The organism is Deinococcus arboris (assembly GCF_009755355.1).
In the GTDB taxonomy this organism is placed as follows: domain Bacteria; phylum Deinococcota; class Deinococci; order Deinococcales; family Deinococcaceae; genus Deinococcus; species Deinococcus betulae.
Genome location: NZ_WQLB01000030.1, coordinates 14,722 through 29,449, shown reverse-complemented (window position 1 = coordinate 29,449; position 14,728 = coordinate 14,722). Strand labels below are relative to the sequence as shown.

Below are 14,728 nucleotides of genomic sequence, written 5' to 3'. Positions count from 1 at the left end.
GCTGCCAGTTCACGTCCGCAATCGTGGCATGGCTCGGCGCCCGCCCCGGTGAGGGCCAGCCCAAGGCGGTCTGAAGGCAATTCAGGGGTGAACCTCCATCTGCCTCTCTTTAGACCCTCTTGAGGGTTGAGAAACCGTCAGTCTTCGTACCCTCTGAGCGGGGTCGCAGGTTTGACCATAACGTCCAGTCCCGCCCACAGGTGGGCCCAGGAGCCTGATGACCAAGCCGCCTCTTCCTTCTGACCGAGCCGCCGTAAAACAGCTGCTGGTCTCCGGTCATGTGACGCCGGCCACCCGCGCTGTGCTGGAGCACCGACTCATGCCCCCTGAGCCAGCGGGCCAGGTATTCACCCCTGCTGAGCGGACGCGGCTGCGGGCGGTAGCGGCCCGGCTGGTGCCCCACGATCCCGCCGAACACGACCTGGTCGGCGCGGTCGAAGGGCGACTGGCGCGTCAGGAAGGTAAGGGCTGGCGGTACGCCGAGCTGCCGCCCGGTGCCGAGGCTTACCGCGCCCTGCTGGGAAGCCTGAGCCCCGCATTCGAGAAACTCTCAGCTACGGAGCAAGACGGGGTGCTATATACGGCCCAGCGCGCGCAGCCCCGCGCTTTCGAGGACCTGCTGGCCGAACTGGTTGAGGCGTATGCCAGCCATCCCCTGACCCAGTGGCGCTGGGGTGTGGTGCCCTACGCCGATGTGCCGGGCTGGGCCAGCCCTGGCCTGAATGCCCGCGAAGCCTGGGAACCTCCGCTGCCGGAGCCGGAGTGACCGCAGGGTTCTGCTCTCTGTGGGTCACCGCACACCCGCCAGAGAGGTCGCAGTGAGCAGGCGTGAGATGGTGGACGCCGTGGTGGTGGGCACCGGGGCGGGCGGCGCGCCGCTGCTGTCACGCCTGGCCGGGGCGGGCCTGCGGGTGGTCGCGCTGGAAGCAGGCCGCCGCCACCCTCTGACTGACATGGCCACCGACGAAAAGGCGCAGGCAGGGCTCTTCTGGACCGATGAGCGGCTCTCGGCGGGCGCCGACCCTCTGGGGTTTGGCAACAACAATTCGGGCTGTGGGGTGGGCGGCTCCACGCTGCACTACACCGCCTATACCCCCCGCGCCCAGCCGGACGATTTCCGCCTGCGCACCGAGTTTGGCGTGGGTGAAGACTGGCCGCTCAGCTACGCCGATCTGGCACCTTACTACGCAGAGGTCGAAGGGTTTCTGGGCGTCTCTGGCCCCACACCCTATCCCTGGGGCCCCGCTCGGGACCAGGGCTATCCCCACCTGCCCCTGCCCCTGAACAGCGCCGCCCAGTTGATGGCGCGCGGCTGCGAGGCTGTCGGCCTACGGACCTCGCCCGCCGCCAACGCGGCGCTGTCCCGCCCCCAGGCCCAGGAAGGCTACGGCCTCCGCCCGGCCTGTACCCACCGGGGTTTTTGCCAAGCCGGGTGCTCGGTGGGCGCCAAGGGCAGCATGGACGTGACCTACCTGCCCCTGGCCGAGGCGCGCGGCGCCCAGATTCGGCCCGAGAGCTTCGTGGTGGGCCTCACGCGCGCCGGGGACCGCGTCACGGGCGTGGAATACCTGCGCGGCGGCCAGCTGCACTGGCTGAGGGCGCGGCACGTCTTTCTGTGTGCCGGCGGTATCGAAACGCCGCGCCTGCTGCTGCTGCACGGCCTGGCCAACAGCAGCGGGCAGGTGGGGCGCAACTTCATGGCACATGTAGGGCTGCAACTGTGGGGCGAGTTTGACGAGGACACCCGCCCCCACAAGGGCATTCCCGGCGCCCTGATTTCCGAGGACACCCACCGCCCCGCCCGCCTGGACAGCTTTGGCCCCGCCGACTTTGCTGGCGGCTACCTGCTGCAGTCTATCGGCGTGATGCCCGTCACCTACGCCTCACAGCTGGCGCGCGCCACGGGTACCTGGGGTCCGGCCCTGCTGGAGCGGCTGTGCGGCTATGGCCACGTGGCCGGCATCAACGTGCTGGGGGACTGCCTGCCGCACCCTCACAACTTCCTTGACCTCTCAGACGAACTTGACAGGCGGGGTCTGCCCAAGCCCCGGATTCACTTCTCCTGGGGCGAGAACGAGCGGCGCATGACCGCCCACGCCGAACGGGTGATGCGCGCCGTCTGGGAGGCCGCCGGGGCGCGCGGGGTCTGGAGCTATCCGCGCGGCGCCCACATCATCGGCACCGCCAGGATGGGCCTCGACCCCGCCACCAGTGTCGTGGACCCCGATGGCCGCAGCTGGGACCTAGAGGGCCTGCACATTCTGGACAATTCCATCTTTCCCAGCGCCCTGAGTGTCAACCCGGCGCTGACCATCATGGCGCTGTCGCTGCGCGCCGCCGACCGCTTTCTGGCCCGCTTGGCCACGGAGGTTCACCCATGACACACCCTTCTCTTGTCGGGAGCGCCCACTAACGATGGCCGGCGGATTTCTGGACCTGATTCAGAAGGCGGCGCCGGACGGCCAGTACCCCGGCGACCAATACGGGGGCGCGGCAGGGGCCGACGGCTCGGGGGCACCGACCGGCACGGCGCAGAACTTCATGTTTGCCACAGGCATCGAATGCTCAAATCCGACCATTCAGGGCGGGCGGGTGCGGCGTGACCTGCTGGCCGAATGCGGGCATTACGACCACTGGCAGCAGGACCTCGCGCTGGTGCAGGATCTGGGCCTCAAGTACCTGCGCTACCACCTGCCGCTGCACCGGACTTTCGTGGGACCAGGGCGCTACGACTGGGAATTTGCCGACGCCGCCATGAACGAGATTCGGCGCCTGGGCCTGACCCCCATTCTGGACCTGATGCATTTCGGCGTGCCCGACTGGCTGGGCAACTTTCAGAACCCGGAACTGCCGCTGCACTTCAAAGCGTATGCCGAGGCGGTCGCGCGGCGTTACCCCTGGGTGCGCTTTTACACGCCCATCAACGAGATTTATGTCACGGCGCGCAACAGCGCCAAAGACGGCCTGTGGAACGAGGAACTGAAAACCGACCAGGGGTTCGTGACCGCCATGAAGCACCTGTGTGCGGCCAGCATCCTGGCGTGTCAGGGCATTGCCCGCGTGCGCAGCGACGCGATCATCGTGCAGAGCGAAAGCGCCGAGTACCTGCATGACGCCTCACCCACGCCCCGACCCGACCTGGCCCTGATGAACCGGCTGCGCCTGCTGTCGCTGGACCTGCTGTACGGGGTGTGCCCCGACGCCGAGGTCATGCTGTACCTGCTGGACAACGGCCTGACCCGCGAGGAATACCAATGGTTCATGGCGGGTGAACCGGCCGGGCACCAGATTATGGGCAGCGATTACTACGGCAAGAATGAGCACATCGTGCATCCAGACGGGTCCAGAACCCAGGCCGAGGACGTGCTGGGCTGGCGCGAAATTACCAGGACCTACCACGAGCGCTACCGCAAGCCGATTTTTCACACCGAGACCAATCATTTTGACCCGGACGTGGCCCCGACCTGGCTCTGGAAACAGTGGGTAAACGTGTTGACGGCCCGCAAAGACGACATGCCGGTGCTGGGCTTTACCTGGTACAGCCTGACCGACCAGATTGACTGGGACATTCAGCTGGCTGAACAACGCGGCACAGTCAACCGCTGCGGCCTGTACGACCTTAACCGCCAGCCGCGCCCGGTGGCCGGCGCCTACCGCGACCTGCTGTCACGCTATGGCCAGATTCCGGCCGTCCCCCACGGCGAGATGTTCGAGATGACAAAGGAACCCGCCCGCCTGCGGGTGGAGACCTAGAGATGAGCGCTGTGCGCTGGGTGCTGCTGCACGGCTTTGGGACCTCGGGCACGCTGTGGAACGAAGTGGCGGCCCGGCTGGAAGCCCCAACCCTCTGCCCGGACCTCCCCGGCTTTGGGACGGCGGCGGCCATTCCAGGCTTTTCGGTGGCGGAGATGGCTGACCATGTGCAGGCTGCCCTGGGACAAGGCCCCTTTTTAGTGGCAGGACACTCGATGGGCGCCAAGGTGGCCACCGAACTGGCCGCGCGCCAGCCCCCTGGGCTGCGCGGCCTGGCGCTGGTGGCGCCCTCACCGCCGGGAGGCGAACCCATGACCGACGAGGATCGCACCCGCCTGACAGCCGCCTGGAACGACCCAGCGCAGCTGCACGCCCTGTACGGCCGCATCACCCGCCGGCCCCTTGAGGCCAGCGCCCTGGCTGACTTGCTGCGCGGTGGCCAGCAGGCGAGCCCACACGCCTGGGCCGCCTGGCCCGAGCAGGGCAGCCGCGAGAACCTGCGTGACCGCGCGGCGGCCGTGACGGTCCCCACCCTGATTCTGGCCTCACGCGATGACCCGGCGATCTCTCTGGCAACCATTGAGGAAGCGGTGGTGCCGCTGTACCGGGCGCCGAGGGTCCAGCTTCTCGCGGGCGTGGGCCACCTGCTGCCCCTGGAAGCGCCGGACGAGGTGGCGCAGAAGCTGAAGCAGTGGGCCGACGAGTTGTAGAGGGGCTCAAGGTCATTCCGGCAGGACGAATGCGCAGAGGCCTTTCCACACCACGATGCTGCTGCGCTGACCCATACCTGCCGAAGCGGTGAGCGGGCACAGGGACGTTCATAGCTCAGTTCTAGAACCGACAGTTCAGGCGGAAAAAGACAACCCCGCACCGAAGCGGGGTCTTGTTCTTCCTGGTGCACTCGACTGGATTCGAACCAGTGGCCTGCCCCTTAGGAGGGGGCCGCTCTATCCAACTGAGCTACGAGTGCAGGGTGCGGGGGAATGCCACACTGGGCGCGCAAAGTATAGCAGGGGGGCAGGCCACCCCTGCACGCCCGGCATCAACTTGGGGCACAATCCAGATGAGACAAAAATGTAAGCGGGGCTTTCCTATACTCCCTTGAGGTTCCTCAATGACGAACGCTGTGTACACCCTCGTAGTCCGCGCCTTATCGGGCGTCGTCTCTGACCGTGCGGCTGAAACCATGTTGCGGGCGGTGCTGCGCGAGCAGGGCCTCTCGGCCGAATCGGTCTCGGCGCAGGACATGCAAAAGGTGCTGTCTGGCCCGCTGCTGTCCCGCCTGAGCACGGTGCTGCCCCCCGCGCGCGCCCGCAAGGAACTGTCTGTGCTCTCCAAACAACTGGAGTCGCAGTATCCCAAAGCGCCCACGCTGTTTACCCAGAGCGGCCCGGTGGCCACCTGGGACGAGCCGCAGAACGAAACCACGTTCGATGACCTGGGCCTGGGTGCCGACGACTTCGAGTTCGATGACCCCGACTACGGCGCGGCGCCCACCACCCGCACCTACGACCTGACCCAGCCGGGCGACCAGGACGCCCTGATTCAGAACCTGGGGCGCCTGAGTGGCGTGCAGGGCGTGATGGTCTGCCGCGCCACCGGCGAGGTGCTGCGCGTCAAGGCGGTGCGGGACCCGGCGGGCCTGGGCGGCGTGGTGGCCGCCAGCGCCATGCTGTTTCAGAAGCGGTCCCTCAAGCTGATGTCGGCCGATCTGGGCGGGCAGACCGTGTGTGTCTGTCCGCTGGGTGGGTACTGCGTGGCGGTGGTCGCCACCTCGCAGGCCAATGTGGGCCGGCTGCTCGTGGAGTTGCAGCAGCTGCGGGTGGCGGCATGACCCGCCTCTCCACCCTGGCCGCCCTGAGCCTGGCCCTGAGCGCCGGCGCGGCCAGCGCCCAGGACCTCAGCGCCTACAACGCCCTGGCCACCAATCTGGACGGCGCCGTGCAGGCCCGCGCCCAGTCGGCCCAGGCCGCCCTGACCCGGCTGGACGCGGCGCAAACGGCCCTGGGCACCCTGGCCCCCACCCTGCGCAACCAGCAGATTGTGCGCGGCCTGAATGACGCCGTCCAGGGCGCGCGCGCCTCGCTGGCCCGCACGCCCGCCGAGCTGGAAGCCCAGGTGCTGCTGGCGCGCGGCCTGATGCGCAAGGCGCTGTATGACCAGACGCTGGCCGCCCTGGCCGCCGCCCCCGAGAACAGCAGCGCCCAACTGCGCGTGCTGGCGCGCGAGTTCGGTGTCACGGGCCAGGCGGCCCAGACGCTGACCCAGAGCGCCCAGGGCGGACGCTTGGAGCGCACCGCCTGGCAGCTTCAGCGCGCCGCCGCCGCCAGGGTCACGGCGGCCCTGGCGGCCACCCGCGCCGAGCAAACCACCACCTCGTATGTCAACTTGGCGCGCGCCACCAGCTGGTTTACGACGGTGCAGGACGCATCGGGCGTGGGCACGCTGCGGGTTTCGCAGTTTGGGGACGCGCTGCGACAGCTGACCGCCGGGGACACCGCCGCGCTGGCGACCTCGCTGACTACTCTGCGTCAGGGCACGGCAGCCCTCAGCCGCAGTCTGGCGACCCCCCCGTCGGCCACTCCGGCCCCCACCGACCCGGCTGGCACCCCCGATCCGACCCCAGACCCCGGCACGGCCCCCGACAACACGGTGCCCACACAGCCGGACCCTGGCACCAGCCCTGACCCGGCCCCCACGCCGGCGCCCACCACCCCCGCCGCCGGACAGCTGGCGCAGGCGTACGCCGCGCTGGGCCGCGCGCAGGCGGCTGCCGGGCACGGCGACGCCGCTGGTGCGCGGGACGCACTGGCCGCCGCCACGCAGGCGCTGGCCCGCGTGCCCTCGCCGCTGCGCGACACGGCCGCCTTTACGGGCGTGGTGGGCGCCGCCGAGGCCGCTCAGGGCCGCAGCGCCCTGCGAGTCAGCGACGTGCAGGCCCTGATTGCGGGTCTGGCGGGCGCCGAGCGTCAGGCCGCCGGGCAGGCCAGCAGCGCCCTGGACGCCGCTTCGCTGAGCACCAGCCGCTGGTTTTCAGGCTGGCTGCGGGTGCTGGTGTTCCTGCTGCTGGCGCTGGCCACCGCCGCGCCGCTGTACCTGCTGAACCTGGCCTTCGGCGGGCGCAACACCTACTGGCGCGCCATCATGGCGGGCCTGACCCTGCTGATGCTGCCCCTGATGCTCGAAGGCGTTTTTGGCCTGCTGGGCGCCCTGGGTGACGCTTTTGGCGCGGGCGCCCTGCGCAGCCTGACCAACCTCACGCTGAGCCAGGGGGCCTACGCCCTGCCGCTGTGGGCGCTGCTGGGCGCGGCGGCCATCGGCCTGATGACCTTCGGCTTCCGGGGCCTGTGCGAGCAGTTCGGTCTTCTGGGCGCCGGGTCGTCCTCCAAGAACAACACCGTCGAAACCGCCACCACGGTGGACTGGGATGAGGAACTCTGATGGCGACCCTGGGCCGACTGCCCGTCAAGATGCTGGGCGACCTCGTCTCGCCCCGCGCCCTGGAACGCATCCTGCAAGACGCGGCCCAGGCGCGCGGCGGCCAGCTGGACACCATTGACCCCGGCATGCTGGAAGACATCCTGAAAAAGGAGGTCTTCAAGCGCCTGCAACTCAGCGTGCCCGCACCCCTGGCCAAAAAGCGCGTCTCTGAAGTCCTGAACGAGCTGCTGAAATCCACCCAGGAGCGGCTGCTGCCCAACCAGCTCAGCTCGCTGCTGGGCCTGGAAGAAGGCGCGCGGCGCTTCTCGCTGTACTTCGACTGGCCCGAGACCCAGCGCCTGCGCGGCGTGCTGAGTGTGGCCCGGCAGGAGGAAAAAGAAGGCCGCGACATCAGCGCGCTGGTGCAAGAGGGCCAGAACCTGATTGACACGATGGACCGCCGCCTGCAAGAAGGGCTGGTGGAACAGGGTCAGGACCTGGCCGAACTGCGCGCCACCTTTGCGCGGGTGCAGGGCATGGGCGGCAAGGACGTGCGCCGCCTGGAAACCCTGATCGGGCAGATTGACGAGGCCCAGAAGCAGGCGACCCTGCTGCCCGGCGAGGTCGAGCGCGCCCGCAACCTGACCTTTAACCTGCGTAAGGCCCTGGAATCTTCGGTGGTGCAGACCGTCGAGAACCCGGCGCTGCCGACCTCGGCGACCATTCTGGACCCCGACGCCCAGGCGCGCGTGCTGGCGCTGGAACAGGAACACGCCGCGCAGCAGCTGGCCAGTGTGGAGCGCGAGTTTGCGGCCCTCTTGCAGGCCCGCCCCGAACTGCGTGAACGCCACGAAGGCCTGCGCGCCCTGCACCAGGCTGCTCAACTCACCGAAGACGTGGTCACCGGCTGGCGCGAGGACCTGAAAGCCGAGCGCGACCGCCTGCTGGCCGAGCAGCGCGCCCAACTGGCCCGCCTGGAAACCGAGCTGAGCCAGGGCCAGGCCGGCGCCGACACCCGCATCGCCCTGGATTCGGCCCGGCACCTGCTCGACAGTGGCAGCCTGGCCACCGACGAGCTTCAGGAACTCCAGGCCATGCAGACCGCCCTGAGTGCCGGCGTCAACGCCCGCGCCCAGATCGAAACGCAGCGCGAGCTGCTGGACATCGAGCGTTCGGCGCGCGACGTGCCCGGCGCCAGCGCTGACCTGGCGCCCCTGCTGGCCGACGCCCGCGCCGCCCTGGCCCGAGGAGAGGCTGTCGACGCCGGCCTGCTCTGGAGCGTGCTGGAACGCCGCATGGGCGCCGCCGCCCAGGAACGCGAGGACTTTGACGCCCGCGCCGACCGCGTGGTGCAGGAATACGACACGGTGCGCCACCTGGCCGGCGAGACCACCCAGCGCCTGGGCCGCCTGGCCGACACCCTGCGTGCCCAGCGCCGCCTGGGCCAGCTGAGTGCCCAGGCCCGCGAGCGCTACGCCCAGACCCTGACCGACGCCGAGGCCCTGCTGACCGAGGCCCACGCCGAATACCGCGCGGCCCAGGAGGTCACCTCGACCTTTGGTCAGGACGCCCTGAGCGGCCTGCTGGACGTGTTCGATTTCGAGGAAAACAGCCTGCTGGCCGCCAGCCCCGAGCCGTCTCCCTTCGCATTGACCCCTCCGCCGCCTGTGGCCCCAACCACCCCCGCCGTCACGCCAGCGTCCCTGTTCGACACGCTGCTGTCAGCCCCCGTCACACCGCCCCCCAGCGAGATGCCAGCGCCCACCGCGCCCACCGAGAGTGCCGAAACCTGGACCTTCGAGGGCAGCCAGATTCGCCAGGGCGCCCACACCCTGGCGGCGCAGGGCCTGGCCACACTGCTGACCCAGGCCACCGCGCTGGGGCTGCACCGCCTGGACATGGGTGACGCCACGCACGTCTGGTCGGCGCGCAGCACCGTGCCCGGCGAGTGGCGGGTGGGCCGCGCCCAGAACTGGACTGACCTGGACGAGCAGGTCGGCGCCTGGCTGGACACCGGGATGCCGTGACACTGGGCGCCTGGCCACTGGCGCCCGGCGAGACCAGCACGCTGCGCGGCCTCCCCGAGCAGCAGGCGTTCGGCGCCGCCTGGGCCGCCCTGCCTCCAGGCAGCGTGCTGTTTCTGGAAGGCGAGCTGGGGGCCGGCAAAACCAGCCTGACGCAGGGCTTGGCCCAGGCGCTGGGCTTTACAGAGCCCGTCACCAGCCCCACCTACGCCCTGATGAACCTCTACCCCACCCCGGCAGGCACCCTGCTGCATGTGGACGCCTACCGCGTGCGCGACCCCGCCGAACTGTACGAGATGGACCTGGAAGCGCTGATTGAAGGCAGCCGCCTGAGTGTCATCGAGTGGGGCGAGAGGCTGTATGCCGACTACCCAGAAGCGCCGGTGCTGCACCTGGAACACATGAAGAGTCCCGAAATCCGCCAGGTGACGCGGCGCCGCTAAACACCGTGTGACCCGCCGCCCGAAATGACCTATTGTCAAGGTCAGTTTCGGAGGTCAAGGCATGTTTGAACAGCAGGGGGCGTCCCGCCGCGCCAGCACCACGCGCCGCCTGGAGGCGCAGCCCACCTCGCCGTCAGTCGCCCCCACCGTGGAGCGGGCGGTGCGGGTGGCGCAGGCACATCTTCACCGCCCGGTGCGGGTGCAGCGTCAGGTGGCGGGGCCGGTGCTCAGGGCCGCCAGTTTGCAGCAGGCCGAGGTGGCCCGTGTGGGCGTGCAGCGCGCTGCGGTGGCCGGGCAGTTGGCGGCCCTGCCCGCTGGTCTGGCGCCGACCCCGCGTGTCCCTGAGCCCGTGCCCACCCAGCCAGTCACGCCAGGCCAGTGGGTCACGGTCATGCGTCACCGCGCCGAGCAGGTCGAAGGCGTGCCGCTGGACACCCGCGCCGCCGCCCACTTCAGCGCCCTGCAGCGCCAGGTTGCCCAGACTCTTGCCCAGGGCTTCCGCGCTGACCGGGGGCCGGCGGCTGAACGCCACGCCACCTACGGCGACCACCTGGCCTCGTTGCAGCGGCATCCGGCGAGTGCTCAGGTGGCCCGCGCCGTGCTGGGGCTGGTGCCTGGTGGAGAACGTTTGGCCCTGCAACGCGCGGCCGACCACGCGGCCCAGCACTTTGCAGCCCAGGAAGCTCAGGCGGCGCAGGCTCTGCATGCCCAGGCGTTGCAGCGGCAACTGGCAGAGCTGGACGCCGAAGCGACCCAGCCAGTCTTGCAGCGGATTCAGGCCCGGCGGGGCAGCGGGAATCCCCTGCCCGAAGCGGTTCAGCGGCATCTGGAACAGGGCCTCAACTACGACCTGAGCGGGGTCCGCATTCACGATGATGCCGAGGCGCACACCCTGGCCACTGGCGTCAAAGCGCTGGCATTTACAACTGGCAGCGATATTTTCTTCCAAAGCGGGCAGTTCAATCCGAACACCCAATCGGGACTGGAGCTGCTGGCGCACGAAGTCACGCATACGGTGCAGCAGCGTCAGGGCCGGGTGGGCCCAGGCATTGACCCCGACGCTGGGCTGGAGACAGAAGCCCGCACCATGGGCGCCAGACTGGCCGCCGCTCCCCTGCCGCGTAAGGCCCGCGCGGTCAAGCGGCCGGCTCCCTCGCTCACCACAGCGCCGCAGGCCACCGCCGTTCAGCGCTGGGGCCTGGACGACCTGAAAAAGCTGGCGGGCTCGGCCAAAACCAAACTGGCCGGCGCAGTCAAGACCGTGCAGAACGCCGCGCAGCAGCGGATTCAGAAGACGGTCAAGAGCGTGCAGAAAGCGGCGGCCCCCGCCATCAAGGCCGCGCGCCAGGCGGTTCACAAGGCCCAGCAGCAGGCCAAGCGCCTGACCAACACAGTCAGCCAGAAGCTTCAGAAGGCCGGGAAAACCGTGCGCGAACATGCGGGCGGCGCCCTCAGGGCCGCGCAGCAGCGGGCGCGGCAGGCCGTGGCCCAGACCAGCGCCAAAGCCGGGCAGCTGGCACACGGGGCCCAGCAGTTCACCCAGCGCGCCGGCCAGACGGCCCGCAAAGTCCAGGCGCAGGTCAGCCAGGCCACGCGGAGCGCAGTGACCACCCTGGGCCGCGCGGCACAGAGCGCTGTCACCACCCTGGGCCAGAAGGCGCAGCAGGCCAAACGTGCCCTGAAGACCGCCACCACGTCCCTGGTGAACACGGCCAAGACCAAAGCCACCCAACTGTATGAGCGGGCCAGGGCAACGGGTACGCAACTCCTCAAGGCCACAGCCAAGGCCAAGCAGAAGGCCAAGGGCACGCTCAAGCAGGCCTGGAGCACCGCCAAGACGAAGGCGGCCGAGGGCTGGAACGCGTCTGTAGACGGTGCTAAAGCCCTTCAGCAGAATGTGGCAGGCAAAATCAATACCATCAAGAACAGTCCCCGGTTCAAGGCGACTGTCAGCTTCCTGAAGTCGGCGGGCATTCAGGTGCTCAAGGTCGGCACGGCCATCGTGGTGGGGGGCGCCGTGATTGCGGGCGCCGCTGCCCTGACGGCTGCGACAGGCGGCCTGGCGGGCCCAGCACTGGTGGCGGCCCTCTTTGCTTCGGGGGCTCTGGGCGGCGCGGCCAGCACCGTGGTGGGCAACCTGCTGGAAGGTCGTAAGGACAAGAACGGCAACCCAGTCGCCTGGGACAACGGCATCAGCGCCAAGAGCCTCATTACAGATGGCGCCCTGGGCGTGGTTCTGGGACCAGCCGCCAAACTGGTCGGCGGTGTGGTGCGTGGCGCCGCGCGGCCAGTGCTGACCGGCCTGGGTCGGGCGGCCACCCGCTACACGCCGACCTTCGCCAGCGGCGCGCGTGCCTTGGCGGGCTACGCCCGCACCGGGGCAGGCCATGTGGGCCGCGCCGCTCAGAACGCGGCCACAGGGGTCGCCGGGCGCTGGACCACCCTGAAAGGCGCCGTCAGCCCAGCCCTGACGGCCGTGGGGAGCAGCTTGCCGGGCCGGATGGTGGGCGGCGCGTTTCGCGGCCTGGACACGGTGTTCAGCGCTGGGGTGCGGGGACTGGCCAAAGCCGGGCGGGGCGCCACCGCTCTGGGTGGGGGCGGCGTTAAACGTGCGAGCGACTGGGTAAAAAGCCAGTTGGCCGGCCGGCCAGGCCTGGCCAATGCACTGCGGGCACCCGGCCGTGGGCTGGGGCAGGTCCGTGACAAGGTGAAATTGGCCGGATACAAGGTGCGTGACACCGCAACCCGTGGCTGGCGGCAAGGCACCACCTCTATCAGAGGGGTCGAAACCCAGATGAGGGCAAACCTGAGCAGCTTGGGCCTCCCTGTCAATCCAACCCGCTCTTTCTCAGGCCAAGTCTTCGCCGCCGCCGAGCGCAACCTCGCGGCCATGCGCAACTACGCTTCGGCCGAGGCGAAAGTTATTGGCGCGGAGGTTCGTAACCAGTGGTACGGCTCGGCTGGCTCGGGGGGCGTCTTGCGAACAGGCCGTGAAATGGAAAACCTGGTCGCCAGTCATCCAGCGCTGGCTGCCGGCTGGAAGACCGAATTGGGCCGCGCCAGAGGCATCCTGGTTGGCGCCAGAGCGCAGGCCCTCCGCCTAGAGGCCCAGGCGGCAGGCCGAACCCTGTCCAACAACGCGGCCAAACGGCAGGCGCGGGCGCTGATTACGCCGGACGACGTGTACCGTCAGGCCACCCAGTCTGTGCGTGCGCCTTTCCTGGCCCAGGCGACCCAGGCTTACCGCGCCCAGTCTCGGATGGCCGTGACTGGCATTGATCCCAGCAAGGGCCTGCTGGGACAGCTGCCTCAGATGTACCGCACTGGGGCCCAGCAGATGTGGGAACAGGCCCGGGGCAAGTCGAACGAGCTGCGTCTGGCCGGAGGCAGTGCCGGGGCCGGGGCACTCGCCGGCGGCTGGCTGAGTGAAGAGGTGTTTAAAACGTTCACAGCAGGAACAACTGACTCTTACAAGAAAGACGAGCTGAGCCTCTTCCCTGGCCGGCAGCATCTGAACGCCGGAAGCGAGAAGGTCCAGCAGGATTTCCTGAAGAATGTCGTGACCGGGATGACGGGGCTGACGCCCGAGGCGCAGGGGGGCCGCCTGATGGTGGGCACGCCGTTTGACCGCCTCGTCAAAACAAATGCCACTTACACAGGAACAACCTCAATTACAGAAACCAAAGAGCTGGGTTACGAAACCCCAGAAACCGAGCCACCCGCTCAGGTTCAGGCGCCATGAGTTTCCTGCGAGCGGTCAAACTCCTCCTGACACGGCCGACGCGCGCCCGCGAGACGCCACGGGTGGCGTACGCCTCTCCCCGCACCGCTGTTCTGGCGTTTCTAAACGATCCGCAGTGGAGCGCAGAGTCTCTGGCGCAGCAGGACAACTGGATTCGGTTCCGATATGACGGCGTGGTGGGCGAATGGCTGGACGACCCTGACGGCGACTGGCTCCAGCTGCGCTTTCGTCAGCCCATGACCGAGGCCCAGCGGGCCAGCGAACTGGCAAAGTACGAAGGCTGGTCCGTCCTCTGCGCGCAGCACACACTCTTCCGCTGGGACATTGATGAGGCAGCGCAGGCCTATTACGGCGATGTCTCTATCCTCTTTCACGAGCAATACAACCAGATTGAATGCATTCGCCTTGCTTTTAACAGTGCGAAACTCTTCTCACAAGAGAGTAATCAGATCGCTCTTGACAGGTCAAATGACTTTTTTGTGGAAAGTCGCAGGGAACCAAGTGTCGCCTTGTGCCTCTGGCGTTGGTTTGATAGTCCATTGGCACCAGAAGGGACGAGAGTCTTCAAAAGTACATACAGTGAGCACTGGTTTGAAACGGGTTCTGCCGTGTGCTCAGTGATGGCTGAGCAGTGGCTGTATTACGGCCGCATCGCCTACACGAGTGGCGACTATCAGAGTTACATGCAAGAAAGCGGCGAGCGCCGTCTCATGCTCTACAAGATGCATCTCGGCTTGCAGCGCTGGTTTCCTCGCCTGCGGAACTTCGTGCTGATGACGGGCAATCCGGTCAACGACGGCGGCAACGAAACCAGCCTGTCCATCCTGGTCTCCAGCGGCACCGACGCCGCGCCCATCTTTGACCGCATGTTCCGCGAGTTTTACGAGCAGGTTACCGAACTGACCGAGTGGTTCAACTTCGACTTCAACCCACAGACCGCACCCTGGTTTGACCACAGCGTCAAGACACCCCAGAAGGGCTATACCCGGCAATCTGCACCCAGAGGGATGCCAGAGCTGGCCAAGGAGCACCCATGACCACCATTCAATTTGGCCGCCAGGCTGTCCAGCGCCCGCCCTTTGACATTAATGGCCTGACCTTCTCCTCTGTGCCGCTCTCGCTGGCCGAAGAGCGGCAGCTGGCGGGCGCTGGCCAGGACGCCGAGACCGACGACGCCGTGATGGACGCGCTGCTCAATGTGCTGACCGAACTGCTGAACACCCGCGCTCAGGGCGAGATGGTCACCACGGACTGGCTCATGGAGAACCTGATGCCTGCCGATCTGGAAGGCATCGTGGCCCACCTGCGGGGCGAAGCAGACACCGGCGCGTAGGCACTTTTTCCAC

The 14,728-nt window shown here is 68.2% G+C and carries 11 protein-coding genes and 1 tRNA gene; 11 read left to right on the top strand and 1 reads right to left on the bottom strand.

The window, feature by feature from the left end; translation table 11 throughout:
* Positions 1 to 217: 217 nt before the first annotated feature.
* From GO986_RS17610 to GO986_RS17595, 4 genes are all read left to right on the top strand, one after another.
* Entirely contained in the window at positions 218 to 766 is a 549-nt protein-coding gene (locus GO986_RS17610; RefSeq protein WP_157460608.1) for a gluconate 2-dehydrogenase subunit 3 family protein, read from the top strand.
* A 67-nt stretch (positions 767 to 833) separates the two neighbouring features.
* Positions 834 to 2,381, top strand: a complete 1,548-nt coding sequence (locus tag GO986_RS17605) for a GMC family oxidoreductase (protein ID WP_198170785.1) — start codon at positions 834 to 836, stop codon at positions 2,379 to 2,381.
* A 34-nt stretch (positions 2,382 to 2,415) separates the two neighbouring features.
* Complete coding sequence (locus GO986_RS17600) at positions 2,416 to 3,753, top strand: family 1 glycosylhydrolase (protein ID WP_157460606.1); 1,338 nt, start codon at positions 2,416 to 2,418, stop codon at positions 3,751 to 3,753.
* Positions 3,754 to 3,755: 2 nt separating this feature from the next.
* Positions 3,756 to 4,463 carry an alpha/beta fold hydrolase gene (locus GO986_RS17595; RefSeq protein WP_157460605.1) on the top strand — a complete coding sequence of 236 codons (708 nt, stop codon included), beginning with the start codon at positions 3,756 to 3,758 and terminating at the stop codon, positions 4,461 to 4,463.
* 183 nt (positions 4,464 to 4,646) lie between these two features.
* Here GO986_RS17595 and GO986_RS17590 read toward each other — a convergent pair.
* Positions 4,647 to 4,723, bottom strand: a tRNA-Arg gene (locus GO986_RS17590).
* Between the two features lie 144 nt (positions 4,724 to 4,867).
* On the opposite strand from GO986_RS17590, the gene GO986_RS17585 reads away from it, so the two are divergent.
* The 7 genes from GO986_RS17585 (at position 4,868) to GO986_RS17550 (ending at position 14,715) form a co-directional block, all read left to right on the top strand.
* Entirely contained in the window at positions 4,868 to 5,587 is a 720-nt protein-coding gene (locus GO986_RS17585) for a roadblock/LC7 domain-containing protein (protein WP_157460604.1), read from the top strand.
* On the top strand, positions 5,584 to 7,194 hold the full coding sequence (locus GO986_RS17580; RefSeq protein WP_157460603.1) for a hypothetical protein: 1,611 nt from the start codon (positions 5,584 to 5,586) through the stop codon (positions 7,192 to 7,194). The genes GO986_RS17585 and GO986_RS17580 overlap by 4 nt, the downstream gene beginning before the upstream one ends.
* Positions 7,194 to 9,200 (top strand): coiled-coil domain-containing protein, encoded by a 2,007-nt coding sequence (locus tag GO986_RS22655; protein ID WP_232337873.1) that lies wholly within the window; start codon positions 7,194 to 7,196, stop codon positions 9,198 to 9,200. The genes GO986_RS17580 and GO986_RS22655 overlap by 1 nt, the downstream gene beginning before the upstream one ends.
* Positions 9,197 to 9,640, top strand: coding sequence for a tRNA (adenosine(37)-N6)-threonylcarbamoyltransferase complex ATPase subunit type 1 TsaE (gene tsaE, locus GO986_RS17565; protein WP_439648720.1), 444 nt, complete (start codon positions 9,197 to 9,199; stop codon positions 9,638 to 9,640). The genes GO986_RS22655 and tsaE overlap by 4 nt, the downstream gene beginning before the upstream one ends.
* A gap of 61 nt (positions 9,641 to 9,701) precedes the next feature.
* A complete protein-coding gene (locus GO986_RS22650) occupies positions 9,702 to 13,382 on the top strand; it encodes an eCIS core domain-containing protein (RefSeq protein WP_198170783.1) in 3,681 nt (1,226 codons plus the stop codon).
* Complete coding sequence (locus tag GO986_RS17555) at positions 13,379 to 14,419, top strand: hypothetical protein (RefSeq protein WP_157460602.1); 1,041 nt, start codon at positions 13,379 to 13,381, stop codon at positions 14,417 to 14,419. The genes GO986_RS22650 and GO986_RS17555 overlap by 4 nt, the downstream gene beginning before the upstream one ends.
* Positions 14,416 to 14,715, top strand: coding sequence for a hypothetical protein (locus GO986_RS17550; RefSeq protein WP_157460601.1), 300 nt, complete (start codon positions 14,416 to 14,418; stop codon positions 14,713 to 14,715). Before GO986_RS17555 ends, GO986_RS17550 begins: the two co-directional genes overlap by 4 nt.
* The last annotated feature ends 13 nt before the right edge of the window (positions 14,716 to 14,728 follow it).